We start from the raw sequence: 22,875 nt of genomic DNA on the forward strand, positions 1-22,875 counted from the left end.
GGAAGGAGAGCTTAACATCAGGAGATAACGCCGTGGCACGTAGGGCCGGCATAGGCTTAAGATCGGTACATAATCAGGCCCTTGGCCTTCAAAGCTCCTGCTCAAACAGCACCAGAATGGCCTCATACAATTGTCTGACGCTGAACCCCCGAGCAGGCGTCGTAAATATAGTATCGTCACCGGCGATGGTGCCTAGTATGCCCTCTGATTTACCCAGCGAATCCAGCATGCGCGCAATCAGTTGAGCCGCACCGGGGCTGGTGTGAATGATAACCAGCGCATCGTTGTAATCTACGTCCAGCACCAGATTTTTCAGTGGACTGCTGGTGGTGGGAACCCCCAGCTCTGCCGGCAGGCAGTAGACCATTTCCATTTTGGCATTGCGCGTACGCACTGCGCCGAATTTGGTCAACATACGCGATACTTTCGATTGATTGATATTCTCGAATCCATCTTCCTGCAATGCGCTGACAATTTCGCCTTGCGAACTGAATTTCTCTTCTTTCAACAATGCCCTGAATGCTTTCACAAGTTCTTCTTGTTTTGATGGGTTACGCATTGGTTTTCCGGATTTGCAGGATGTGGAGCGATTATTATGCAGATTTATGAATTTTTATGCAATCAAAATCCACAGCAATCGGTGAGCACTCGGGCAAAAATCAATCGGCTATTTTACCAACAAAATTCGTTCATCGATATGAAGTCGATCGCATAAAATACCGCCGAAATCGTAAAGGAAATGTTATGAGATTGATGTTGTTTTGAGCAATCTTACCGGTGTAAGGTAACCGGCATAATCGATTAGATCTTGTTCGCCCGGCAGTATCTTTATTGGTACGCCCTGTTCAAGGAAGCAGGCATTTCAACAGGGAATTGGCAGGTTGCGTTATCTCTCAAACTCAACATCTCAAGTTTGTTTTTGCTGACTTGTATCACTATGATCTTAGCAGGATCGATGCGGGGCAGTTAATTATCCGATTATAAGGAGTGTAGAATGAAAGTTGCAGTTCTCGGTGCAGCAGGCGGAATTGGCCAGGCGCTCGCCTTATTACTCAAAACACAGCTTCCTTCAGGCTCAGAACTCTCTCTATACGACATTGCCCCGGTGACGCCGGGTGTTGCGGTGGATCTCAGTCATATCCCGACGGCGGTGGTAACAAAAGGTTTTTGCGGCGAAGATGCCTCACCCGCGCTTGAAGGGGCGGATATCGTATTGATTTCGGCCGGCGTAGCGCGCAAACCCGGCATGGATCGTTCTGATTTATTCAACGTTAATGCCGGGATTGTGCGCAACCTGGTCAACCAGGTGGCGAAAACGGCCCCGGAAGCGCTTATCGGCATCATCACCAATCCGGTCAACACCACCGTCGCCATCGCCGCCGAAGCGCTGAAAAAAGCCGGAGTTTATCACCCCGCCAAGCTTTTTGGCGTCACCACTCTGGATATCATCCGTTCCAACACCTTTGTGGCTGAACTTAAAGGGTTGGAACCCGATTCGCTGGAGGTTCCTGTTATTGGCGGCCACTCAGGGGTAACCATTCTGCCATTGCTGTCGCAGGTGAAAGGCGTCAGCTTCAGCGAGCAGGAAGTTACCGAGTTGACCCGCCGAATACAGAACGCCGGAACGGAGGTGGTCGAGGCCAAGGCTGGAGGAGGCTCCGCCACCTTATCCATGGGGCAGGCCGCCGCCAGGTTTGGCCTCTCATTGGTACGGGCTCTGCAGGGCGAAGCCAATGTCATTGAATGTGCCTATGTCGAAAGCGACGGCAACCTTAGCCGTTTCTTTGCCCAACCCTTGCTGCTGGGTAGGAATGGGCTGGAACAGCGCCTGCCGCTAGGTACCCTCAGTGAGTTTGAGCAACAATCGCTGCATAATATGCTGTCTGTTTTGAAACAGGACATAGAACTGGGTGTGAATTTCATCAATCAATAAGTCCCGGCCGTTCCCCTGTCGCCTGGCAGGGGAATTCATTTCACGTCTACAATCCCTGAATTAAATTTCTCTACATTATCCTTTTACTTCCCCTGTATTTATTGGCTGACGCCACAGCGGAGGTGCTTATATTTTTCTTAATTTTGATTTTTTCAATACCTTTTTTATGTGTTTTTTATTGCTTATTGAATATATCTATTTCATTGAAAATTAATGGTAATTAAACTAGGTGCTGATTCATTGGAAAATATCTGTCCGGGCTCTCAATTATTCATCCACCTTTAACGTTTTACACTTTTTTATGTTGTAATTGATGTAACGGCAAGGCTTAAATGTTATACATAATAGAACGCATGAATAGCTGCCCCATGGTGCAAGCTTGACCATTTTTTTTTGAATCCAGTTGGCTTGAAGCTTCGTAATGGGGATAGCGCAAGGATATCGCCATGACAAGGAGGGACGTGATGGAACTAAAAAAGGAATGGATTGCAACCCATGAACTAATCGGAATAGGTGGCTTACCGAAAACACGTCAAGGGTTAAATCGCAAGGCCAGAGAAGAAGGATGGCAAAAAAGGCGCAGGGAAGGCGCGCGCGGTAAAGCAGTTGAATATGCCTGGCAAAGCCTGCCCGACTCGGTAAAAAAAACGCTTTCACTGAGGACTACGCAGGCGGAATACACGCTGACTGCACAGGAACCCTGCGCAACCTGGAATGAGATTCATCGTCAGCTATCTGATACTGAGCGTAATTTCATCGTCGCGTTTATCGTGCGTGAAGGTGTGCTGCAATTGCTGAAGCGTCTGGATTTTCCTGAAAAGGAAATGGCGGCGCACAGCAGCAGCTGATGTAGGCGCAGGTGCCCGGAGAGAGCACATTCTCTCCGGGTATTACCTCACTTGCGATCAACGGGAGCGGATCAGGCTCTTTCTGTCGAGCAGTTCATTAGTTTTTGGGTCGATATAGCGTCCAGGCCATATCTCGGAAGCATGGATCTCCAGAGCATCGGCAATAAGCCATTCTCCTTTTGGCCAGGGTCTTGTCAGCGCATTGGCGAGGGTTGAAGAGCTTAATCCCGCAGCTCGAGAGACCGCTGCCAGCGACGTACCGCGTTTACGAAGTGCTGCAATGATGTCCGCAGGGTGCCAATCATTATTCCTTGTATCCATTTGTTCATTCCTTTGCTGTCGTTGAGGAGAGTTAATGCTATAACTAACGGGTTTTAGTAAAGCGCCAGTTAAGTGGTTACGCTATTTGGAAATTTTATAGCATTAAATTTCCTAAAATATTCCTACTTTTTTCCAAAAAAAGTCAATTTTCGATAAACCCGTCCATTATTGGAATGAAATTTTATGAAAAAAGCCTGGTTCACGACCGGTGAACTGATTGCTGTCGCCGGATTGCCGGGAACCCGGCAGGGACTATGCGATCGCGCCAGACGTGAAAAATGGGAACGCCGCCGACTGAAAGGGCGACAGGGCAGAGGGCTGGAATTCGCCTTTCACAGCCTGCCGGCAACAGTACAGCAGGCGCTCACCGCCACGCATATGCACGATGAGGCAGCCGTCTGGACGACTGAGCCGGTAATAGCCAATGCTGGCGGGACCTCGCTAGAGGCCTGGATTGCCGTCTATCACCAGTTTTCACCCCTGGAGCGGGAGAAAGTCATCAGGCTGGTGATGCGCGAAGGGATCGGACATTTTCTCACCCGGCTGGATATCAACGAGTAGCTCCGGGATAAGGCCAGTGTGCTGGCCCGCCCGGAGATTATCCAGCAAGATGAATCAGAACTGCCGCTGTACAGCCAGATGGGCCAGACTTTCCAGGGCATCGCGGTAAGGCGTCGGCTGCAGGCAGGCCAGGCTGGCTATCGCTTTATCCGCTTCTGCCTCGGCGCACTGGCGGGTGTAGTCCAGCGACCGGCACTGATGCATCGCCTCCAGCACCTCTTCCAGCAAATGACGTCCATTACCCTGCTCAATCGCCTGGCGTATCATCTGTACCTGCTGGGGGTTGCCGTTATGCATTGCGTGCAGCAGCGGCAGCGTCGGCTTACCCTCGTTAAGGTCGTCGCCGGTATTTTTGCCCAGCGTTTTGCCGTCAGAGCTGTAGTCCAGCAGATCATCGATAAGCTGGAACGCGGTGCCGAGATAGCGTCCATAATCTTTCAGCGCCTGTTCCTGTTCCGGGTTGGCGCCGGCAAGAATAGCGGAGGACTGGGATGCTGCCTCGAACAACCGTGCGGTTTTGCTGTAAATAACCCGCATATAGCTTTCTACGGTGATATCCGGATCGTTGCAGTTCATCAGCTGCAGCACTTCTCCTTCCGCGATCACATTGACCGCTTCCGACATCAGCGCCAGCACCCGCAATGATTCGAGCGATGTCATCATCTGAAAGGCGCGGGTGTAGATAAAGTCGCCGACCAACACGCTGGCCGCGTTGCCGTATGCCGCATTGGCTGTCGCCTTGCCTCGCCGCATGTCTGATTCGTCGACGACGTCATCATGCAACAGCGTTGCGGTATGGATAAACTCTATCAGGGCAGCCACTTTGACATGCTTGGCGCCTTCGTAATGCAGCGCGCGCGCCGCCAGAACCGCAATCATCGGTCTGATACGCTTGCCACCGCCGCTGATAATGTAATGTCCAAGCTGGTTGATAAGCACCACCTCGGAGTTCAGTTGCTCAAGAATCGCTGCATTCACGTCCGCCATATCCTGCGCGGTGAGGTCTGTAATTTGATCAAGGTTCATTATGGGTTTCGGCTTTTATTTATACCGTTAAAATAGTAACGCTGCACATGGGGCCAGATGGCAGAAACTGTGTTACTGATTGTACTTGAAAAATGAGATAGATAAATGCCGGTGAAGAAACTGCTGTTTTTTCGCTTCCTGTATGTATTATGCACTTGTCATAGTCAGGTTTTTTGCGTAGAATTCGCGCCCTATTGTGAATATTTTATAGCGCACTCTGGACGAATAAAAGTTGAGTGCGCGGAAAGCGGAGTTTTTTATGTACGCGGTTTTCCAAAGTGGTGGTAAACAACACCGGGTTAGCGAAGGCCAGACAGTGCGTCTGGAGAAACTGGACATCGCAACAGGTGAAACTGTTGAATTTGACCAGGTTATGATGATCGCTAACGGTGATGACATTCAGATTGGTGTTCCTTTCGTCAATGGCGGAAAGATCAAAGCTGAAGTTGTGGCTCACGGTCGTGGTGACAAAGTGATGATCGTTAAATTTCGTCGCCGTAAGCACTACCGTAAACAACAAGGCCATCGTCAGTGGTTCACTGACGTGAAAATCACCGGTATTGGCGCTTAACAGGAGAGCACACTCATGGCACACAAAAAGGCTGGCGGCTCCACACGTAACGGTCGCGACTCAGAAAGTAAACGTCTGGGCGTAAAACGTTTCGGCGGCGAAGCAGTTTTAGCAGGCAGCATCATTGTTCGTCAGCGTGGAACCAAATTCCACCCGGGAACCAATGTGGGTTGCGGTAAAGACCATACTCTGTTTGCTTTGGCCACTGGTAAAATCCAGTTCGAAGTTAAAGGACCGAAAAATCGTAAGTATGTCAGCATCGTTGCTGAATAAATTTTTCGTTTTCCAATAACAGAGTTAAGCCCCGCAATTCGTTGCGGGGCTTTTTATTTTCACCTTGGGGTAAATGTAGCGTTCAGGGACCATGAAAACTCATCAGCAGGCGGGACAACAAGCGGGTACAGGCATCCTCCTGGCACTGACCACAGCAATGTGCTGGGGTGCGTTGCCGATTGCCATGAAACAGGTGCTTACCGATATGGAGCCCTATACCGTGGTCTGGTTTCGCTTTTTGATGGCCAGCATCGGTTTGCTGTTAATTCTGGCTCCACGCGGGCAGTTGCCTCGCCTGAGGTTATTCGCAGGCTGGAGATGGCTGCTGCTGCTGGTCATCGCCACCGCCGGCTTACTGGGCAATTTCATCTTTTTCAGCTCATCGCTACAGTATCTGAGTCCTACCGCTTCTCAGGTTATCGGTCAGCTGTCGCCGGTGGGAATGATGCTTGCCAGCGTCTTTATTCTTAAAGAGCGCATGCGCATCACCCAGGTCATCGGCGCGGGGATGTTGGTCTTCGGTCTGCTAATGTTTTTCAACACCAGCCTGATAGAGATTTTCACGCGGTTGACCGATTACACGCTGGGCGTGATCCTGGGCGTGTGTGCTGCAATGGTCTGGGTCAGTTATGGTGTGGCGCAAAAAGTGTTGCTGCGACGCCTGGCATCACAGCAGATCCTGTTTTTGCTGTATGTTTTATGTACAATAGCGCTGACCGGGGTCACCAAGCCTTCAGCGGTGATGAATCTCAGCGGCTGGCAAATTGCCTGTCTGCTGTTTTGCGGGGTGAACACCCTGGTGGGATACGGCGCGCTGGCTGAAGCCATGGCGCGCTGGCAGGCGGCGCAGGTCAGCGCCATTGTGACCCTGACACCGTTGTTCACCTTATTTTTTTCGGATTTGCTGGCACTGGTCTGGCCGAATTATTTTGCTCCGCCGGTGCTGAATGCCATTGGCTACCTGGGCGCATTTGTCGTGGTAGCGGGTGCGATGTTTTCTGCCATAGGCCATCGCTGGTGGCCGGGGCAGTCTAAAACAGGGCCGGTAGGTTCAGCTAAACCACCCGGCAAATGAGTTACGGAGAGTTATCATGAAGTTTGTAGATGAAGCCGCTATTGTGGTGGTTGCCGGAGACGGCGGCAATGGTTGCGTCAGTTTCCGCCGGGAAAAATATATCCCCCGCGGTGGTCCGGACGGCGGTGACGGTGGCGATGGCGGCGATGTCTATCTGCTGGCCGATGAAAACCTGAATACGCTTATCGACTATCGTTTCGAAAAGTCCTTCCGTGCTGAAAGAGGCCAGAATGGCCAGAGCCGTGACTGTACCGGCAAACGCGGCAAGGATATTACCATCAAGGTACCGGTCGGCACTCGCATCCTCGATCAGGGGACCGGCGAGGTGATGGGCGATATGACCCGGCATCAGCAGGTGTTGATGGTCGCCAAAGGCGGCTTTCACGGCCTCGGCAATACCCGCTTCAAGTCATCGGTAAATCGTGCGCCGCGTCAGCGGACCGACGGCACAGCCGGTGAAACGCGCGATTTACAGCTTGAGCTGATGCTGCTGGCCGATGTCGGCATGTTGGGGCTGCCCAATGCGGGCAAATCGACCTTTATCCGCGCGGTATCCGCCGCCAAGCCTAAAGTTGCTGATTATCCCTTCACCACTCTGGTACCCAGCCTTGGCGTGGTGCGAATGGATAACGAGCAGAGCTTTGTGGTGGCGGATATCCCAGGACTGATTGAAGGCGCTGCCGATGGCGCTGGCCTTGGTATCCGTTTCCTTAAGCATCTGGAACGCTGCCGGGTGCTGCTGCACCTTATCGACCTGGCGCCGATCGACGAATCGGATCCGGTGGAAAACGCCAGGATCATTATCAAAGAGCTTGAGCGTTACAGTGAAAAACTGGCGGGTAAACCGCGCTGGCTGGTATTCAACAAGCTTGATTTGCTGGGCGCTGAAGAAGCCGCCAGCCGCGCTGAATCCATTGCCAAAGCGTTGGGATGGGAAGGCGATTACTACATTATCTCCGCTGCCAATCGCGACGGCGTCAAGGCCCTCTGCTGGGATGTCATGTCGTTTATCAACACCCAGCCCAAAGAGCAGCCAGCCGAGGAAGCGGCGCCAGAGAAAGTCGAATTCATGTGGGATGACTATCATCGCGAACAACTGGCCAATCCGGTTGAAGAAAACGAAGACGATCTGGACGATGACGACTGGGACGAGGATGATGATGACGGCGTGGAGTTTATCTACAAGCGCTGAATAAAAGCCCCACAGCGGGCGATGAACCTGGCGGCAGCGACTGGATGAATCGAGCGCAGTCGTCAGACGCGATAAAAAAAGCGGCCAGGACGGCCGCTTTTTTTATGCTATCAATTGTTTTGGTAGATGTCTTTATAAAGCCTGCTTTCAAATCTGACCAGAGGAATACGCCGTGAACGCTGATCCTCCGGCGGCACCGCATAACCTGAAAGGTACTGGACGAAAGCCATGCGCTGGCCGCTGGCGGTAGTGATAAAGCCAGCCAGATTATAGACGCCCTGCAGCGAGCCGGTCTTGGCCGAAACCTTGCCGTCCACGCCAGCTTCATGCAGACCGGCCCGGTACATCAAGGTGCCGTCATAGCCCGCCAGCGGCAGCATGGAGATAATATTCAGGGTCTGATCATTCTGGCCGATATACTGTAATACTTGCAGCATAGTCGCCGGAGAAATCAGGTCGTGGCGTGACAGGCCGGAACCGTCGACCACGATACTGTTGCCTAAATCGACGCCAGCCTGTTTACGTAAAATCTGACGAACCGCATCCGCGCCGGCGCGCCAGGTACCGGGCACATTGAAATGCTCATGGCCAATGGTTCTGAATAGGGTATCGGCAATCATGTTGTCGGATTTTTTCAGCATGATTTTAAGCAAATCGCGCAGCGGGGCAGACTGAGTCTGAGCCAGTACCGTGCCGGTCGCACTGGGGAGGGTCTGGCGCAGCAGCGCGCCGCTGACTGAAATATCGGCCTGCTTGAGTTCATTCTTCAGAATGGCGCCGACATAGCTGGCCCCGTCCTGGATAGCGAATGCCAGCGGCAGCGGCTCGGCACGCTGCATCATGCAGCCGGTCAGAGTAAACCGATTCAGTTCACCGGGCACTACGTCCAGCTCACAATATTGCGCCTCGGAGGAACCTCTGGCCAGAGTGCGCACCTGGCTGAACATATTGACCGGGTAATAAGAGGCCACCCGGATAAAAGCGGTGTCGCCGGCCTTGGGGGCACTGTACAGCGAAACGGAAAAACAGTTGCGATCGATGATGGCGGCGGAGGGCGGCGCGCTGAAGCATTGGGTCATATCGTTCCATGGCCAGCCCGGCGCCTTGTCATGACTGGCGAACACCGAGGTATCAATCAGCACATTGCCGGTAACTTGGCGGATCCCCTGTTTTTTAAGTTCAGTGACCATATTGCGGATCTGCTGGCGCGTCAGGGTCGGATCGCCGCTGAAACGCGCGACCAGATTGCCATTAAGCACGCCGTTGGCGACGCTGCCGCTGGTCTCGAACCGGGTGATAAAACGCCAGTCCGGGCCCAGCTGCAGCAGTGCGGCCAAAGCGGTAATCACTTTCTGGGTACTCGCCGGCAGCGCCATCTGCTGGCTGTGATAATCAACAACCGGTGTCGATGAGCCAATTTTCTGAACAACCAGCGCCAGATTGGCGCCGTCAGGCAGCAGTTCGGTATAGTTTTCTACCGGGGCCGCCTGGGCGGAAAGCATAAAAAAAGGTATTAACCCAGTAATAATATGTTTGAAGCGCATAATTTTAAACAGCAGCAGATAATCATGCCGCCATACTACGGCGCAAACAGGGTCAAAGTAAACGATGACCCACATGCAACTCTGGGTTAAAATACAACTCAAAATGAAAAACCTACCCTGACCCGAGCTTATTACGCGGGTCCGGTTTTTTTTTGTTTTTCGCTCAAGCAGAGGCGCACGACAGCTTTAGCCGCTGCTTGCGCTATCGTCAGGACGGCAAATATTTAAGCAGGATGAATTTTTCAGAGGTATTTATATGAACCAGATTCCGATGACATTGCGTGGTGCAGAAAAACTACGGGAAGAACTTGATTACCTGAAGAGCGTTCGTCGCCCGGAAATAATCACGGCGATTGCCGATGCGCGGGAGCATGGTGATCTGAAAGAAAACGCCGAATATCATGCAGCCCGTGAACAGCAGGGGTTCTGTGAAGGCCGTATTCAGGAAATCGAAGCTAAACTCTCTAACGCTCAAGTGATCGATGTCACAAAATTGGCAGCGAATGGCAGGGTAATATTTGGCTCAACGGTTTCCGTCCAGAATCTGGATACTGAAGAAGAGCAGACTTATCGTATTGTCGGCGACGATGAGGCTGACTTTAAACAAAATCTGATTTCAATCAACTCGCCAATAGCCCGCGGGCTGGTGGGCAAATCAGAAGGGGATATCGTGGTTATCCGCACGCCAGGCGGCGAGGTGGAATTCGAAATCCTCAAAGTGGAATATATTTAAGATATATCGCGCTAATCGTTCTGTTTTTTTTGTAAAGAAAAGAAAAAGGCCGGTAACGGCCTTTTACTCCAGGTCAGAGAATGGCACCTTTTCATCAGAAAAAGCGCTGTTAGCGAGGTAAGGTTATCTTGCGCTCTTTAGTGGGTCGGAAAAGTACCAGTATATTTCCGATCACCTGCACATTGACGGCACCGGTTTCCCGCACGATGGCATCAGCGATAAGCGTTTTTGTCTCACGTTCTTCAGCGGCAATTTTCACCTTAATCAGCTCGTGATGCTCAAGAGCCTGTTCAATTTCCGCCAGCACGCCTTCCGTCAGGCCGTTGTTGCCGAGCATGACCACGGGCTTTAATGGATGAGCAAGGCCTTTCAGGTGCTGTTTTTGCTTGTTATTCAGATTCATTTGTCTTTTTTGCTTACGTTGGGATTGAAAACGGTACATTCTACCGCCATGTGATGGTTATCACCAAACGACAATCTCATCTCCTGCACCGTATCATGATAGTTGGAAAATAAGATGGCGACCAAAAAGCGTTCTGCAAGCTCAAGTCGATGGCTACAGGAACACTTTAGCGATAAATATGTATTGCAGGCGCAAAAAAAGGGACTGCGTTCTCGTGCCTGGTTTAAACTTGATGAAATACAGCAGGGCGACAAGTTGTTCAAACCGGGTATGACGGTAGTTGATTTAGGCGCAGCACCCGGTGGCTGGTCACAGTTCGCGGTGACGCAGATTGGCGGGAAAGGGCGTATCATAGCCTGTGATCTCCTGCCGATGGACCCGATCGTCGGAGTCGATTTCCTCCAGGGGGACTTTCGAGATCCGCTGGTTTTAAACGCCCTGCTCGCGAGAGTAGGCGAAAGTAAAGTACAGGTGGTCATGTCAGATATGGCCCCTAACATGAGTGGGACGCCGGCTGTGGATATTCCCAAATCCATGTATTTAGTGGAATTGGCATTGGAAATGTGTCGGGATGTGCTGGCACCAGGCGGTAGTTTTCTGGTTAAAGTCTTTCAGGGAGAAGGTTTTGATGAATACCTGCGGGAAATTCGCTCCCTATTTACGAAGGTAAAGATTCGTAAGCCAGACGCTTCACGCTTAAGATCCCGTGAAGTGTACATTGTGGCGACAGGGCGCAAATTATAGTACCCTACGCTAATTGTTAACACCTTTGTAATATGAGGTTAATACCTTGAGTGACATGGCGAAAAACCTGATTCTCTGGTTAGTCATCGCAGTTGTGCTGATGTCTGTATTCCAGAGTTTCGGGCCCAGCGAGTCAAACGCCCGACGTGTGGATTATTCCACCTTTATGTCGGAATTGAATCAGGACCAGATTCGTGACGCACGTATTAACGGGCGCGAAATAACCGTAACTAAAAAAGACAGCAACCGTTACACCACGTATATCCCGGTCAACGATCCTAAATTACTGGATATCCTGTTGACCAAGAACGTCAAGGTGGTGGGTGAACCCCCTGAAGAGCCGAGCCTGCTGGCGTCGATCTTCATTTCCTGGTTCCCGATGCTGTTGCTGATTGGCGTGTGGATATTCTTCATGCGGCAGATGCAGGGCGGCGGCGGCAAGGGCGCGATGTCCTTCGGCAAGAGTAAAGCCCGAATGCTGACTGAAGATCAGATCAAAACCACTTTCGCCGATGTTGCCGGCTGCGACGAAGCGAAAGAGGAAGTCAGCGAACTGGTTGATTACCTGCGTGAACCAAGTCGTTTCCAGAAGTTGGGCGGCAAGATCCCGAAAGGGGTATTGATGGTCGGCCCTCCTGGTACCGGTAAGACACTGCTGGCGAAAGCGATTGCCGGCGAGGCCAAGGTGCCATTCTTTACCATTTCAGGCTCCGACTTTGTCGAAATGTTTGTCGGTGTCGGCGCATCCCGTGTGCGTGACATGTTCGAACAGGCAAAGAAAGCCGCCCCGTGTATCATCTTCATCGATGAAATCGATGCCGTTGGCCGTCAGCGTGGCGCAGGTCTGGGAGGAGGTCATGACGAACGTGAACAGACCCTGAACCAGATGCTGGTTGAAATGGATGGTTTTGAAGGCAATGAAGGCATCATCGTCATCGCCGCAACCAACCGCCCCGATGTGCTTGACCCGGCTCTGCTGCGTCCGGGCCGTTTTGACCGCCAGGTGGTGGTAGGACTGCCCGACGTACGTGGCCGTGAACAAATCCTGAAAGTCCATATGCGTCGCGTACCACTGTCGACCGATATGGATCCGTCAGTGATTGCCCGCGGTACGCCAGGCTTCTCCGGTGCCGATCTGGCCAACCTGGTAAACGAAGCGGCGCTGTTCGCCGCCCGCGGCAGCAAGCGCGTGGTTTCGATGGTGGAATTTGAAAAAGCCAAGGACAAAATCATGATGGGCGCCGAGCGCCGTTCAATGGTGATGACCGAAGCCCAGAAAGAATCTACCGCTTACCACGAAGCTGGCCATGCCATCATTGGCCGTCTGGTGCCTGAACATGACCCGGTGCACAAGGTGACGATCATTCCTCGTGGCCGCGCGCTCGGCGTAACGTTCTTCCTGCCGGAGGGTGATGCTATCAGCGCCAGCCGCCAGAAGCTGGAAAGTCAGATTTCCACGCTGTACGGCGGTCGTCTGGCCGAAGAAATCATTTACGGCCCGGCCAAAGTATCCACCGGTGCGTCGAACGACATCAAAGTGGCAACCTCTATTGCGCGTAACATGGTTACCCAGTGGGGCTTTTCGGAAAAGCTGGGTCCGCTGCTCTACGCCGAAGAAGAGGGAGAAGTGTTCCTTGGGCGTTCAGTGGCCAAGGCCAAACATATGTCTGATGAGACTGCGCGCATTATCGATCAGGAAGTTAAATCCCTTATCGAACGCAACTATGTACGTGCTCGTTCGCTGCTGATGGAAAATATGGATATCCTGCATTCGATGAAGGATGCGTTGATGAAATATGAAACTATCGATGCGCCGCAAATCGATGACCTGATGGGCCGTAAGACCGTTCGTCCGCCAGCTGGATGGGACGACACCACCAATAGCAATTCTGATAACGGCGGGACTCCGCAGGCACCTACGCCAGTGGATGAGCCCCGTACCCCGAACCCGGGCAACACCATGTCCGAACAGTTCGGCAACCGCTAAGGCAATGTGTCCGGAAGGCGGCAATGTTGACGCCGCTTTTCGAACATCGTTATCAAGCAAACCCCTGTCGGTCGACAGGGGTTTTTTATTTCCTGCCGTTGGAAAGACTCTCCGCCGTCGGGGTTTTATTTTTTGCCCCTCGGTGTGGTCTCACTGGCGCCAACTCGGCAATCGCCAGACGGATGGATTTTTGGGATTATTATTATCCGGGTCGATGCTAAGATAGTGGCCTGTATTTCAGTGCCAAAGGAATGACGCCGGTGAAACTCCAGGTTAAACAGCAAAGCCTCAATCTGGCGACGCCCCAGGTGATGGGTATCCTCAATGTCACCCCTGACTCTTTTTCCGACGGCGGTCGGCATGCCACCCTGTCGGCAGCGCTTTCCCATGCCGCCGATATGATTGCTGCCGGGGCGACGCTTATCGATATTGGCGGCGAGTCCACTCGGCCCGGCGCGGCCGAGGTCAGCGAGCAGGAGGAAATAGCCCGGGTGGTACCGGTAGTCGAGGCGCTGGCGGCGCGCTTTGATGTGTTTATCTCGGTCGATACGTCAAAAGCCGGAGTGATACGTGACAGCGCCGCGGCCGGGGCGCATCTGATTAATGATATCCGCTCTCTGGCGCTTCCTGGGGCGCTGGCAGCGGCCAGAGCCAGCGGATTACCGGTCTGCCTGATGCATATGCAGGGCGATGGTCCGCAAAACATGCAGCTTGACCCGCATTACGACGATGTGGTTGCCGAGGTCGACGCCTATTTCGTCCGGCAGATTGCGCGCTGTGAAGCGGCAGGGATCGCAAAAAACCGATTAATCATCGATCCGGGCTTCGGTTTTGGCAAGACTCTGCAGCATAATTACCGCCTGCTGGCGCGACTGTCGGCGTTTCACCATTTCGGTTTGCCGCTGCTGGTCGGCATGTCGAGGAAATCGATGATAGGACAACTTACCCAGGCCCCGGCGGACCAGCGCATGACCGGCAGCATAGCCTGTGCAGTGATCGCCGCCATGCAGGGGGCGCACATCATCCGTGTCCACGATGTCAGAGAAACTGTCGAGGCGATGCGGATCGTCGAAGCAACGCTTTCAGCGAAGGAAGAAAAATCTGTATGAGTAACCATAAATACTTCGGCACCGACGGCATTCGCGGCAAGGTCGGCGAAAGTCCCATTACTCCCGATTTTGTGCTCAAGCTGGGCTGGGCGGCCGGCAAGGTGCTGGCCCGTCATGGTTCGCGGAAAATCATCATCGGCAAGGACACGCGGATTTCCGGCTATATGCTGGAGTCTGCCCTGGAGGCAGGGCTTGCCGCCGCCGGACTGTCGGCGGCGTTTACCGGCCCGATGCCGACGCCGGCCATCGCCTACCTGACCCGCACCTTTCGCGCCGAAGCGGGGATAGTCATTTCCGCCTCGCATAATCCTTATGATGACAACGGCATCAAATTTTTCTCCATCGACGGCACCAAGCTGCCAGACGAGGTAGAAGAGGCCATCGAAGCCGAGCTTGAAAAAACCATTACCTGCGTTGAGTCCAGCGAACTGGGCAAAGCCAGCCGGATTGTTGACGCCGCCGGCCGCTATATCGAATTCTGCAAGGGCACCTTTCCCAGCAATCTGAGCGTGCGTGGCCTGAAGATTGTGGTCGACTGCGCCAATGGCGCCACCTATCACATCGCTCCCAGCGTGCTGCGTGAACTGGGCGCGACGGTTGTAACCATCGGCTGCCAACCGGATGGCATGAATATCAACAAAGAGTGCGGCGCCACCGATGTGCGTCAGCTCACCGAGCGGGTGCTGCAAGAGAAGGCGGCACTGGGCATTGCTTACGATGGTGACGGCGATCGCATCATTATGGTCGATCATCTTGGCAACAAGGTCGATGGCGATCAGATTCTGTATATCATCGCCCGCGAGCAACTGCGTCAGGGACGGCTCAGCGGCGGGGTGGTCGGCACCCTGATGAGCAATATCGGGCTGGAGCTGGCGCTCAAGCAGCTTGGCATCCCGTTCGAGCGAGCGCGGGTCGGCGACCGCTACGTACTGGAAAAAATGCAGGAAAAAGGCTGGCGCATGGGCGCCGAGAATTCCGGGCATGTGATCCTGCTCGATAAAACCACCACCGGCGACGGCATCATTGCCGGTCTGCAGGTATTGTCAGCCATGGTCGGCAACAATATGTCGCTTCATGACCTTTGCAGCGGCATGAAACTGCTGCCGCAGATACTGGTGAATGTAAGATTCAGCGGCGCCGGTAATCCGCTGGAGTCAGACGCGGTGGTCAACGCCTGCCGGGAAGTGGAAACGGCGCTGGCCGGCCGCGGCAGAGTCTTGCTGCGCAAGTCGGGCACCGAGCCGCTGATAAGGGTCATGGTCGAAGGCGAAGACGAAGAGCAGGTGACGCGCTTGGCCCACTGCATTGCCGATGCGGTAAAAGCCGCCGGCTAAGGCGGGCAGGGTAAAATATGCTACCGGCTGGCGTTTTTTTCCGCAAACGGAACGCCAGCGTTAAAATGCCCTTGCGCACCGCTTTGGCTTTGGTTAGTATTCACACCCGCTTCAGTCGGAGTCTGTTTTGGCCGAATTGGGGTAATAGCTCAACACGCGGTACAGCCGCAAGGATACTGAAAATATCATGTACGAAGCTCTGTTAGTCATATTCCTGTTGGTAGCTGTCGTGCTTGTTGCGCTGATCATGCTGCAGCAAGGTAAAGGTGCTGATATGGGAGCCTCTTTCGGTGCAGGCGCCTCTGGCACACTGTTCGGTTCGAGTGGTTCCGGTAACTTCATGACCCGTATGACGGCCGTGCTCGCGACCCTGTTTTTTATCCTGAGCCTGGTGTTGGGCAACATGAGCAGTAACCACGGTCAGAAAGGCAGTGAGTGGGATAATCTGAACCAGCCACAGCAGGCGGATAAAGCACCATCCGATGCGCCATTGAAGCCGAACAACGATATCCCGCAGTAAGGCAATACCTTAGTAAAGTAACAGCGCAGTAAAGTACAACAGCATCAGAAGTGCCGAGGTGGTGGAATTGGTAGACACGCTACCTTGAGGTGGTAGTGCCCGATTGGGCTTACGGGTTCAAGTCCCGTCCTCGGTACCAATCCAAAATAGATAACTTGCTTTTTTGCTGTTATCGGCGTAGTATTCGCAACGTTTTCGGACGCGGGGTGGAGCAGCCTGGTAGCTCGTCGGGCTCATAACCCGAAGGTCGTCGGTTCAAATCCGGCCCCCGCAACCACTTTCCTGTAGAGTCATTTTTCAAATATACTGTCTTTAGCGTATACTTAATTACCAGATGCGGTTTTGAAAAAGATTTTATTGGAATGTTGTAAAAACCGCAGTGCGGTTTACAGGGTCCAGTGACTTAAAGCCCCGAATTTTCGGGGTTTTTTGTTATTTAACTACAGAACTACTGGGCTATTTAGCCCTTTTTTTATGTCTCGGGGGTGGCTTTGTCCACATTAGAACAAAAATTGACAGAGATGATTACTGCGCCAGTTGAAGCTCTCGGCTATGAACTGGTCGGTATCGAATTTATTCGGGGCCGTCAATCAACGCTACGTATCTACATTGATAGTGAAGATGGTATCACGGTTGATGATTGTGCTGATGTAAGCCATCAGGTAAGCGCGGTGCTGGACGTCGAAGAGCCTATTACCGTAGCCTACAGCCTGGAAGTCTCCTCACCGGGACTTGATCGCCCGCTCTTTACCACCGCGCACTTTGAACAGTTCGCCGGCGAAGAAGCGAGTGTGGTTTTGCGCATTGCAATGCAAAACCGTCGCAAGTGGCAGGGAATCATTAAAACGATAGACGGCGAAATGATTACGGTGACTGTGGACGGCAAAGATGAAGTGTTCGCTTTGAGCAACATCCAGAAAGCGAACCTGGTACCCCACTTTTAACGTTTTAATGAGGCAACTAGGATGAATAAAGAGATTCTGGCTGTTGTTGAAGCAGTGTCTAATGAGAAAGCGGTTCCTCGTGAAAAAATATTTGAAGCGCTGGAAACTGCACTGGCTACGGCAACAAAGAAAAAATACGAGCAGGAGATCGAGGTTCGTGTCAATATCGACCGTAAAACCGGCGATTTCGACACCTTCCGTCGCTGGGTTATCGTCGAGGAAGTGACGCAACCCACGCGTGAAATTACACTCGAAGCCGCTCAATTCGAAGATCCCGCCCTGCAGGTCGGCGGTTATGTGGAAGATGAGATCGAGTCAGTGGTCTTTGACCGCATCACCACTCAGACCGCCAAGCAAGTTATCGTGCAGAAGGTGCGTGAAGCTGAGCGCGCCATGGTGGTAGAGCAGTTCCGCACCCACGAAGGCGAGATCGTCACCGGCGTGGTGAAAAAAGTTAACCGCGACAACATCAGTCTGGATCTGGGCAGCAATGCCGAAGCCGTTATCGGCCGCGAAGACATGTTGCCACGTGAAAACTTTCGTCCCGGCGACCGGATCCGCGGCGTGCTTTACTCGGTGCGTCCCGAAGCCCGCGGCGCTCAGCTGTTTGTCAGCCGTTCGCGTCCCGAAATGCTGATCGAGCTGTTCCGCATCGAAGTGCCGGAAATCGGTGAAGAAGTCATCGAAATCAAAGCCGCCGCCCGCGATCCGGGGTCACGTGCCAAAATAGCCGTGAAGACCAACGATAAGCGCATCGATCCGGTCGGCGCCTGTGTTGGCATGCGCGGTGCGCGTGTCCAGGCGGTTTCCAGCGAGCTGGGCGGCGAACGTATTGATATCGTCCTGTGGGACGACAATCCCGCGCAGTTCGTTATCAACGCCATGGCGCCTGCCGACGTTGCCTCTATTGTGGTCGACGAAGACAAACACACCATGGATATCGCGGTGGAGTCGGGCAACCTTGCCCAGGCTATCGGCCGCAACGGACAGAATGTCCGACTGGCTTCCCAGCTCAGCGGCTGGGAACTCAATGTAATGACGGTAGAAGATTTGCAGGAAAAACATCAGGCCGAAGCGCATGCGGCTATCGATATCTTTATGAAACACCTGGATATCGATGAGGAGTTTGCCCTGGTTCTGGTCGAGGAAGGCTTCTCTTCCCTGGAAGAACTGGCTTACGTCCCGATGAAAGAGTTGCTTGAGATTGATGGGCTTGATGAAGATATGGTAGAAGCGCTGCGTGAACGGGCAAAAAATGCCCTGACCACGCTGGCCCTGGCGCAGGAAGAGAATCGCGGCGGGGGCAAGCCGGCTGAAGATCTGTTGGGTCTGCCGGAGCTTGAGCAAGAGATGGCGTTCAAGCTGGCGGCGCGTGGCGTTTGTACGCTGGAAGATCTTGCCGAACAGGGTGTCGACGATTTATCAGATATTGAAGGGCTTAGCAGTGAAAAAGCCGGTGAGCTTATTATGGCCGCCCGTAATATCTGTTGGTTTGGCGACAACGCGTAATAAACTGTAGCAGGAAAGGAACAGCATGACAGATGTAACCGTAAAATCGCTCGCCGCAGAAATTCAAACTCCGGTCGATCGCCTGGTACAGCAGTTTGCTGATGCTGGGATCGATAAAACCGAAGTTGATTCTGTGACCCAGCATGAGAAAGAGACCTTACTGGCGCACCTGAACCGTGAACGGGGCAACGCGCCAGGCAAATTAACTTTACAGCGTAAAACACGCAGCACCTTGAATATTCCCAGCACCGGCGGTAAAAGTAAGTCGGTACAGATAGAAGTCCGCAAGAAACGTACGTATGTGCAGCGAGATCCGCAGGCTGAAGAACAGGCTGAAGCGGAAGAGCAGGCGAAGCGTGAAGCGGAAGAACGGGCTCTTCAGGAAGCCGAGCAACTGGCACAGCGCGAAGCCGCTGAGAAAGCCAAGCGCGAAGCGGAAGAAAAAGCAAAACGGGTAGCCGAAGACAAAGCTAAACGTGAGGCCGCTGAACAAGCGAAGCGTGTAGCAGCGGAAAGTGAAAAATTGACCAACCAGCAGACCAATAATATGACCAAGTCACCACAGGCGGCCGAAAAAGCTCGCCGTGAAGCCGAGGCCGCTGAGCTTAGACGCAAAGCGGAAGAGGAAACGCGTCGCAAGGTCGAAGAACAGGCTCGCCTCGTTGCAGAAGAAGCCCGCCGCATGGCCGAAGAGAACGGCGGTACCTGGGTTGCGACTCCGGAACCTGCTGAAGAAGACACCAGTGATTATCATGTCACGACCTCTGCCCATGCCCGCGAAGCGGAAGATGAGAACGACCGCAAGGTCGAAGGCGAGCGTCGCGCACGCACTCGTGGCGGCAAAGCGACCAAGCAGAAGAAAACCAGCCGGTTGTCCGAGTCCAAAGCCGATCGCGAAGAGGCCCGCGCCGTTACCCGTAAAGGTAAGCGTAAGCCAAGCACCCTGCAGCAGAGCTTTAACAAGCCGGCTCAGGCGGTTAACCGCGATGTGGTGATCGGCGAAACCGTCACCGTGGCTGAACTGGCCAATAAAATGGCGGTGAAAGGTTCTCAGGTGATCAAGGCGATGATGAAGTTGGGCGCTATGGCGACCATCAACCAGGTTATCGATCAGGAAACGGCTCAGCTGGTTGCGGAAGAAATGGGTCACAAGGTTATCCTGCGTCGTGAAAACGAGCTGGAAGAATCGGTAATGAGCGACCGCGATACCGGCGTTCAGGCCGAGCCGCGTGCGCCTGTCGTGACCATCATGGGCCACGTCGATCACGGTAAAACCTCACTGCTGGACTATATCCGCTCCACCAAAGTGGCGGCAGGCGAAGCCGGTGGCATTACCCAGCATATCGGCGCCTACCATGTAGAAACCGATAACGGCATGATTACTTTCCTTGATACCCCTGGACATGCCGCGTTTACCGCTATGCGTGCCCGTGGCGCTCAGGCAACGGATATCGTGGTGCTGGTAGTGGCGGCTGATGACGGCGTAATGCCGCAGACCATCGAAGCTATTCAGCATGCCAAAGCGGCGAAAGTGCCGGTTGTGGTTGCAGTGAACAAGATTGACAAGCCCGAGGCTGATCCGGACCGCGTCAAGAATGAACTGACCCAGTACGGCGTGATTCCTGAAGAATGGGGCGGCGAAAGCCAGTTCGTCAATGTGTCCGCCAAATCAGGCACCGGCATTGACGATCTGCTTGACGCTATCCTGCTGCAGGCGGAAGTCCTTGAGCTGAAAGCCATCCGTAACGGCATGGCCAGCGGTGCGGTGATTGAATCCTTCCTCGACAAGGGCCGCGGTCCGGTCGCCACCGTATTGGTGCGTGAAGGTACCCTGAACAAGGGTGATATCGTCCTGTGTGGATTCGAATACGGCCGCGTACGTGCCATGCGTGACGAAGTGGGCCGCGATGTCTCCTCGGCGGGTCCTTCCATCCCGGTTGAAATTCTCGGTCTGTCAGGGGTTCCTGCTGCCGGTGATGAAGCTACCGTGGTGCGTGACGAGAAGAAAGCGCGTGAAGTTGCTCTCTATCGCCAGGGCAAATTCCGCGAAGTCAAACTGGCTCGCCAGCAGAAGTCCAAGCTGGAGAACATGTTTGCCAACATGACCGAAGGCGAAGTGTCGGAACTGAACATTGTCCTGAAGGCCGATGTGCAGGGGTCTACCGAAGCCATCTGCGATTCCCTCGAGAAGCTGTCTACCGACGAAGTGAAAGTGAAGATCGTGGGTTCCGGCGTGGGTGGGATTACCGAAACCGATGCTACCCTGGCCGCCGCGTCCAACGCCATCATCCTGGGCTTCAACGTCCGTGCTGATGCATCTGCACGTCGCGTAGTCGAAGCGGAGAGCCTGGATCTGCGCTACTATTCCGTCATCTATGACTTGATTGACGAAGTCAAACAGGCGATGAGCGGTATGTTGGCGCCGGAATACAAACAGGAAATCATCGGCCTGGCCGAGGTCCGTGATGTATTCCGTTCACCGAAGTTCGGCGCTATCGCCGGCTGTATGGTGACTGAAGGGATTGTTAAACGTCATAACCGCATCCGTGTACTGCGTGAAAACGTGGTGATTTACGAAGGCGAACTGGAATCACTGCGTCGCTTTAAAGATGACGTCAATGAAGTTCGTAACGGCATGGAATGTGGTATCGGCGTTAAGAACTACAACGATGTTCGTTCAGGCGATGTGATTGAAGTATTCGAAACTATCGAAATTCAACGAACTATCGCTTAATTCACAGCCTCAGGCTGAGAACATCTTCGGGGGGCTTAAGGCCCCCCGACTTGTCTGGAGAATTTATCATGGCCAAAGAATACAGCCGAACTCAGCGCGTAGCGCAGGAAATGCAAAAAGAAATCGCCCTGATCCTGCAGCGCGAAATCAAAGATCCCCGCGTGGGCATGGCTACCGTATCCGGCGTGGAAGTGTCGCGGGATCTGGCGTATGCCAAGGTTTTCGTCACTTTCCTCAATGACAACGAGCCTGCCCAGGTCAAAGCCGGTGTCAAAGCGCTGCAGGATGCGTCCGGTTTCATCCGCAGCCTGCTCGGCAAGGCCATGCGTCTGCGTGTGGTGCCTGAACTGACCTTCGCCTACGACAACTCGCTGGTTGAAGGGATGCGAATGTCCAATCTGGTCAGCCAGATTGTGCAAAATGACAAGGCCCGCCGCAATGAGGCTGAGCCGGAAGAAGGTAAAGAGGACTGATGGGTCGCCCAAGCCGCCGCGGACGCGATATCGATGGTATCGTGCTGCTCGATAAGCCCCTAGGGCTATCCTCGAACGACCTGCTGCAAAAGGTGAAGCGCCTTTTTCATGCCAACAAGGCGGGCCATACCGGCGCATTGGATCCGCTGGCGACCGGTATGCTGCCGATTTGCCTGGGCGAGGCTACCAAGTTTTCACAGCACCTGCTGGATGCGGACAAACGTTATCGGGTGGTGGCGAAACTTGGCCAGCGTACCGATACCTCCGATGCTGAAGGGCAAGTGATAAGCGAACGCCCGGTGAACGTTACATTTGATGATCTGCAGGCATCACTGGAGCGCTTTCGTGGCGAGACCCAGCAGGTGCCGTCAATGTATTCAGCCCTCAAGTATCAGGGCCGTCCGCTGTATGAATATGCTCGCCAGGGCATCGAGGTGCCGCGGGAAGCCCGTAGCATCACCGTGTATGAATTGCAGCTTGTTCATTACGACCAGCATACCCTCGAGCTGGAGATCCACTGTTCCAAAGGCACCTACATCCGCACCATTATCGATGATTTGGGTGAGAGGCTGGGCTGTGGCGCCCATGTTATCGTGCTGCGGCGCCTGGCGGTGGCTAATTATCCGGCGGATAAAATGGTCACGCTCGATACCCTGCGCGCCATGACCGCTGAAGCGCCGATTGAGCCTCAGACCCTTCAATCGCTTGATGCGCTGCTGCTGCCGATGGACAGTGCGGTGGCCAATCTGCCTGAAGTCAACCTGACGACAGCCGCTGCAGGCTGTGTCAGGCTAGGACAGACGGTTGATGCCGCCGCCCTGCCAGTCGGCGGACTGGTTCGCCTGACCGAGGGTGCCGAGCGCCGCTTTTTCGGTATCGGCGAAATCATTGAAGCCGGCCGCGTTGCCCCGCGTCGACTGGTCGCTGAAAGCCGAACCTAGTCATCTGTGCACCTTGCGATTGTCCCGGGCTAAGAGTAGAATAGCGCGGCTTATGAATTGGGTTGCTGAATTAGAGATCGGCGCCCTTGTTATTTACACT

General features: G+C 53.6%; 23 protein-coding genes and 2 tRNA genes. 20 read left to right on the forward strand and 5 right to left on the reverse strand.

From position 1 onward, the window contains the following. Positions 1-88: 88 nt before the first annotated feature. Positions 89-559: a transcriptional regulator ArgR gene (argR, locus tag EDC52_RS05925; protein WP_131864406.1), complete on the reverse strand. Its 471-nt coding sequence runs from the start codon at positions 557-559 to the stop codon at positions 89-91. A 435-nt stretch (positions 560-994) separates the two neighbouring features. Between argR and mdh the strand changes: the two genes are divergently transcribed. Both mdh and EDC52_RS05935 read left to right on the forward strand, forming a co-directional pair. Further along, entirely contained in the window at positions 995-1,933 is a 939-nt protein-coding gene (gene mdh, locus EDC52_RS05930) for a malate dehydrogenase (protein ID WP_131864407.1), read from the forward strand. Positions 1,934-2,397: 464 nt separating this feature from the next. Continuing rightward, on the forward strand, positions 2,398-2,781 hold the full coding sequence (locus tag EDC52_RS05935; protein ID WP_131864408.1) for a DNA-binding protein: 384 nt from the start codon (positions 2,398-2,400) through the stop codon (positions 2,779-2,781). 57 nt (positions 2,782-2,838) lie between these two features. Here the strand turns inward: EDC52_RS05935 and EDC52_RS05940 are convergent, their stop codons facing one another. After that, positions 2,839-3,102, reverse strand: a complete 264-nt coding sequence (locus EDC52_RS05940) for a helix-turn-helix domain-containing protein (protein WP_131864409.1) — start codon at positions 3,100-3,102, stop codon at positions 2,839-2,841. Positions 3,103-3,285: 183 nt separating this feature from the next. Between EDC52_RS05940 and EDC52_RS05945 the strand changes: the two genes are divergently transcribed. Continuing rightward, positions 3,286-3,663, forward strand: a complete 378-nt coding sequence (locus tag EDC52_RS05945) for a DNA-binding protein (protein ID WP_131864410.1) — start codon at positions 3,286-3,288, stop codon at positions 3,661-3,663. Positions 3,664-3,717: 54 nt separating this feature from the next. Here the strand turns inward: EDC52_RS05945 and ispB are convergent, their stop codons facing one another. Then, a complete protein-coding gene (gene ispB / locus EDC52_RS05950) occupies positions 3,718-4,689 on the reverse strand; it encodes an octaprenyl diphosphate synthase (RefSeq protein ID WP_131864411.1) in 972 nt (323 codons plus the stop codon). Between the two features lie 259 nt (positions 4,690-4,948). Here ispB and rplU point away from each other — a divergent pair, with 259 nt between their 5' ends. The 4 genes from rplU to cgtA all read left to right on the forward strand — a co-directional run bounded on the left by rplU (position 4,949) and on the right by cgtA (position 7,800). Continuing rightward, positions 4,949-5,260, forward strand: a complete 312-nt coding sequence (gene rplU / locus EDC52_RS05955) for a 50S ribosomal protein L21 (protein WP_131864412.1) — start codon at positions 4,949-4,951, stop codon at positions 5,258-5,260. A gap of 15 nt (positions 5,261-5,275) precedes the next feature. Next, positions 5,276-5,533 (forward strand): 50S ribosomal protein L27, encoded by a 258-nt coding sequence (gene rpmA / locus EDC52_RS05960; protein ID WP_131864413.1) that lies wholly within the window; start codon positions 5,276-5,278, stop codon positions 5,531-5,533. A gap of 91 nt (positions 5,534-5,624) precedes the next feature. After that, positions 5,625-6,608: a DMT family transporter gene (locus EDC52_RS05965; protein ID WP_131864414.1), complete on the forward strand. Its 984-nt coding sequence runs from the start codon at positions 5,625-5,627 to the stop codon at positions 6,606-6,608. 16 nt (positions 6,609-6,624) lie between these two features. Then, entirely contained in the window at positions 6,625-7,800 is a 1,176-nt protein-coding gene (gene cgtA, locus EDC52_RS05970; protein ID WP_131864415.1) for an Obg family GTPase CgtA, read from the forward strand. A gap of 110 nt (positions 7,801-7,910) precedes the next feature. On the opposite strand, the gene dacB is transcribed toward cgtA, so the two are convergent. Then, positions 7,911-9,344, reverse strand: a complete 1,434-nt coding sequence (gene dacB / locus EDC52_RS05975) for a serine-type D-Ala-D-Ala carboxypeptidase (RefSeq protein WP_131864680.1) — start codon at positions 9,342-9,344, stop codon at positions 7,911-7,913. A gap of 256 nt (positions 9,345-9,600) precedes the next feature. Here dacB and greA point away from each other — a divergent pair, with 256 nt between their 5' ends. After that, positions 9,601-10,077 carry a transcription elongation factor GreA gene (gene greA, locus EDC52_RS05980; protein WP_131864416.1) on the forward strand — a complete coding sequence of 159 codons (477 nt, stop codon included), beginning with the start codon at positions 9,601-9,603 and terminating at the stop codon, positions 10,075-10,077. 109 nt (positions 10,078-10,186) lie between these two features. Here the strand turns inward: greA and yhbY are convergent, their stop codons facing one another. Further along, entirely contained in the window at positions 10,187-10,480 is a 294-nt protein-coding gene (gene yhbY / locus EDC52_RS05985) for a ribosome assembly RNA-binding protein YhbY (RefSeq protein WP_131864417.1), read from the reverse strand. Between the two features lie 114 nt (positions 10,481-10,594). Between yhbY and rlmE the strand changes: the two genes are divergently transcribed. The 12 genes from rlmE (at position 10,595) to truB (ending at position 22,775) form a co-directional block, all read left to right on the forward strand. Beyond that, on the forward strand, positions 10,595-11,224 hold the full coding sequence (rlmE, locus tag EDC52_RS05990; RefSeq protein WP_131864418.1) for a 23S rRNA (uridine(2552)-2'-O)-methyltransferase RlmE: 630 nt from the start codon (positions 10,595-10,597) through the stop codon (positions 11,222-11,224). Positions 11,225-11,279: 55 nt separating this feature from the next. Further along, positions 11,280-13,211, forward strand: coding sequence for an ATP-dependent zinc metalloprotease FtsH (gene ftsH, locus EDC52_RS05995; RefSeq protein ID WP_131864419.1), 1,932 nt, complete (start codon positions 11,280-11,282; stop codon positions 13,209-13,211). Positions 13,212-13,471: 260 nt separating this feature from the next. Then, positions 13,472-14,320 (forward strand): dihydropteroate synthase, encoded by an 849-nt coding sequence (gene folP / locus EDC52_RS06000; protein ID WP_131864420.1) that lies wholly within the window; start codon positions 13,472-13,474, stop codon positions 14,318-14,320. Beyond that, entirely contained in the window at positions 14,317-15,654 is a 1,338-nt protein-coding gene (gene glmM / locus EDC52_RS06005; RefSeq protein ID WP_131864421.1) for a phosphoglucosamine mutase, read from the forward strand. The genes folP and glmM overlap by 4 nt, the downstream gene beginning before the upstream one ends. A gap of 187 nt (positions 15,655-15,841) precedes the next feature. Beyond that, positions 15,842-16,174 carry a preprotein translocase subunit SecG gene (gene secG / locus EDC52_RS06015; protein ID WP_131864423.1) on the forward strand — a complete coding sequence of 111 codons (333 nt, stop codon included), beginning with the start codon at positions 15,842-15,844 and terminating at the stop codon, positions 16,172-16,174. A gap of 52 nt (positions 16,175-16,226) precedes the next feature. Then, positions 16,227-16,313 (forward strand) — tRNA-Leu (locus EDC52_RS06020). A 61-nt stretch (positions 16,314-16,374) separates the two neighbouring features. Continuing rightward, positions 16,375-16,451 (forward strand) — tRNA-Met (locus EDC52_RS06025). Positions 16,452-16,665: 214 nt separating this feature from the next. After that, positions 16,666-17,118: a ribosome maturation factor RimP gene (gene rimP, locus EDC52_RS06030; RefSeq protein ID WP_165911666.1), complete on the forward strand. Its 453-nt coding sequence runs from the start codon at positions 16,666-16,668 to the stop codon at positions 17,116-17,118. Between the two features lie 21 nt (positions 17,119-17,139). Further along, a complete protein-coding gene (nusA, locus tag EDC52_RS06035) occupies positions 17,140-18,627 on the forward strand; it encodes a transcription termination factor NusA (protein WP_131864424.1) in 1,488 nt (495 codons plus the stop codon). 25 nt (positions 18,628-18,652) lie between these two features. Continuing rightward, on the forward strand, positions 18,653-21,361 hold the full coding sequence (gene infB, locus EDC52_RS06040) for a translation initiation factor IF-2 (protein WP_131864425.1): 2,709 nt from the start codon (positions 18,653-18,655) through the stop codon (positions 21,359-21,361). A 68-nt stretch (positions 21,362-21,429) separates the two neighbouring features. Further along, positions 21,430-21,834, forward strand: a complete 405-nt coding sequence (gene rbfA / locus EDC52_RS06045; protein WP_131864426.1) for a 30S ribosome-binding factor RbfA — start codon at positions 21,430-21,432, stop codon at positions 21,832-21,834. Further along, positions 21,834-22,775, forward strand: coding sequence for a tRNA pseudouridine(55) synthase TruB (truB, locus tag EDC52_RS06050; protein ID WP_131864427.1), 942 nt, complete (start codon positions 21,834-21,836; stop codon positions 22,773-22,775). The genes rbfA and truB overlap by 1 nt, the downstream gene beginning before the upstream one ends. Positions 22,776-22,875: the final 100 nt, after the last annotated feature.

Source organism: Biostraticola tofi (genome assembly GCF_004343195.1).
Classification (GTDB): domain Bacteria; phylum Pseudomonadota; class Gammaproteobacteria; order Enterobacterales; family Enterobacteriaceae; genus Biostraticola; species Biostraticola tofi.

Coding starts and splice junctions, on each gene's coding strand:
- argR (WP_131864406.1), bottom strand. CDS start 559: ATGCGTAACCCATCAAAACAAGAAGAACTTGTGAAAGCATTCAGGGCA.
- mdh (WP_131864407.1), top strand. CDS start 995: ATGAAAGTTGCAGTTCTCGGTGCAGCAGGCGGAATTGGCCAGGCGCTC.
- EDC52_RS05935 (WP_131864408.1), top strand. CDS start 2,398: ATGGAACTAAAAAAGGAATGGATTGCAACCCATGAACTAATCGGAATA.
- EDC52_RS05940 (WP_131864409.1), bottom strand. CDS start 3,102: ATGGATACAAGGAATAATGATTGGCACCCTGCGGACATCATTGCAGCA.
- EDC52_RS05945 (WP_131864410.1), top strand. CDS start 3,286: ATGAAAAAAGCCTGGTTCACGACCGGTGAACTGATTGCTGTCGCCGGA.
- ispB (WP_131864411.1), bottom strand. CDS start 4,689: ATGAACCTTGATCAAATTACAGACCTCACCGCGCAGGATATGGCGGAC.
- rplU (WP_131864412.1), top strand. CDS start 4,949: ATGTACGCGGTTTTCCAAAGTGGTGGTAAACAACACCGGGTTAGCGAA.
- rpmA (WP_131864413.1), top strand. CDS start 5,276: ATGGCACACAAAAAGGCTGGCGGCTCCACACGTAACGGTCGCGACTCA.
- EDC52_RS05965 (WP_131864414.1), top strand. CDS start 5,625: ATGAAAACTCATCAGCAGGCGGGACAACAAGCGGGTACAGGCATCCTC.
- cgtA (WP_131864415.1), top strand. CDS start 6,625: ATGAAGTTTGTAGATGAAGCCGCTATTGTGGTGGTTGCCGGAGACGGC.
- dacB (WP_131864680.1), bottom strand. CDS start 9,344: ATGCGCTTCAAACATATTATTACTGGGTTAATACCTTTTTTTATGCTT.
- greA (WP_131864416.1), top strand. CDS start 9,601: ATGAACCAGATTCCGATGACATTGCGTGGTGCAGAAAAACTACGGGAA.
- yhbY (WP_131864417.1), bottom strand. CDS start 10,480: ATGAATCTGAATAACAAGCAAAAACAGCACCTGAAAGGCCTTGCTCAT.
- rlmE (WP_131864418.1), top strand. CDS start 10,595: ATGGCGACCAAAAAGCGTTCTGCAAGCTCAAGTCGATGGCTACAGGAA.
- ftsH (WP_131864419.1), top strand. CDS start 11,280: ATGGCGAAAAACCTGATTCTCTGGTTAGTCATCGCAGTTGTGCTGATG.
- glmM (WP_131864421.1), top strand. CDS start 14,317: ATGAGTAACCATAAATACTTCGGCACCGACGGCATTCGCGGCAAGGTC.
- secG (WP_131864423.1), top strand. CDS start 15,842: ATGTACGAAGCTCTGTTAGTCATATTCCTGTTGGTAGCTGTCGTGCTT.
- nusA (WP_131864424.1), top strand. CDS start 17,140: ATGAATAAAGAGATTCTGGCTGTTGTTGAAGCAGTGTCTAATGAGAAA.
- infB (WP_131864425.1), top strand. CDS start 18,653: ATGACAGATGTAACCGTAAAATCGCTCGCCGCAGAAATTCAAACTCCG.
- rbfA (WP_131864426.1), top strand. CDS start 21,430: ATGGCCAAAGAATACAGCCGAACTCAGCGCGTAGCGCAGGAAATGCAA.
- truB (WP_131864427.1), top strand. CDS start 21,834: ATGGGTCGCCCAAGCCGCCGCGGACGCGATATCGATGGTATCGTGCTG.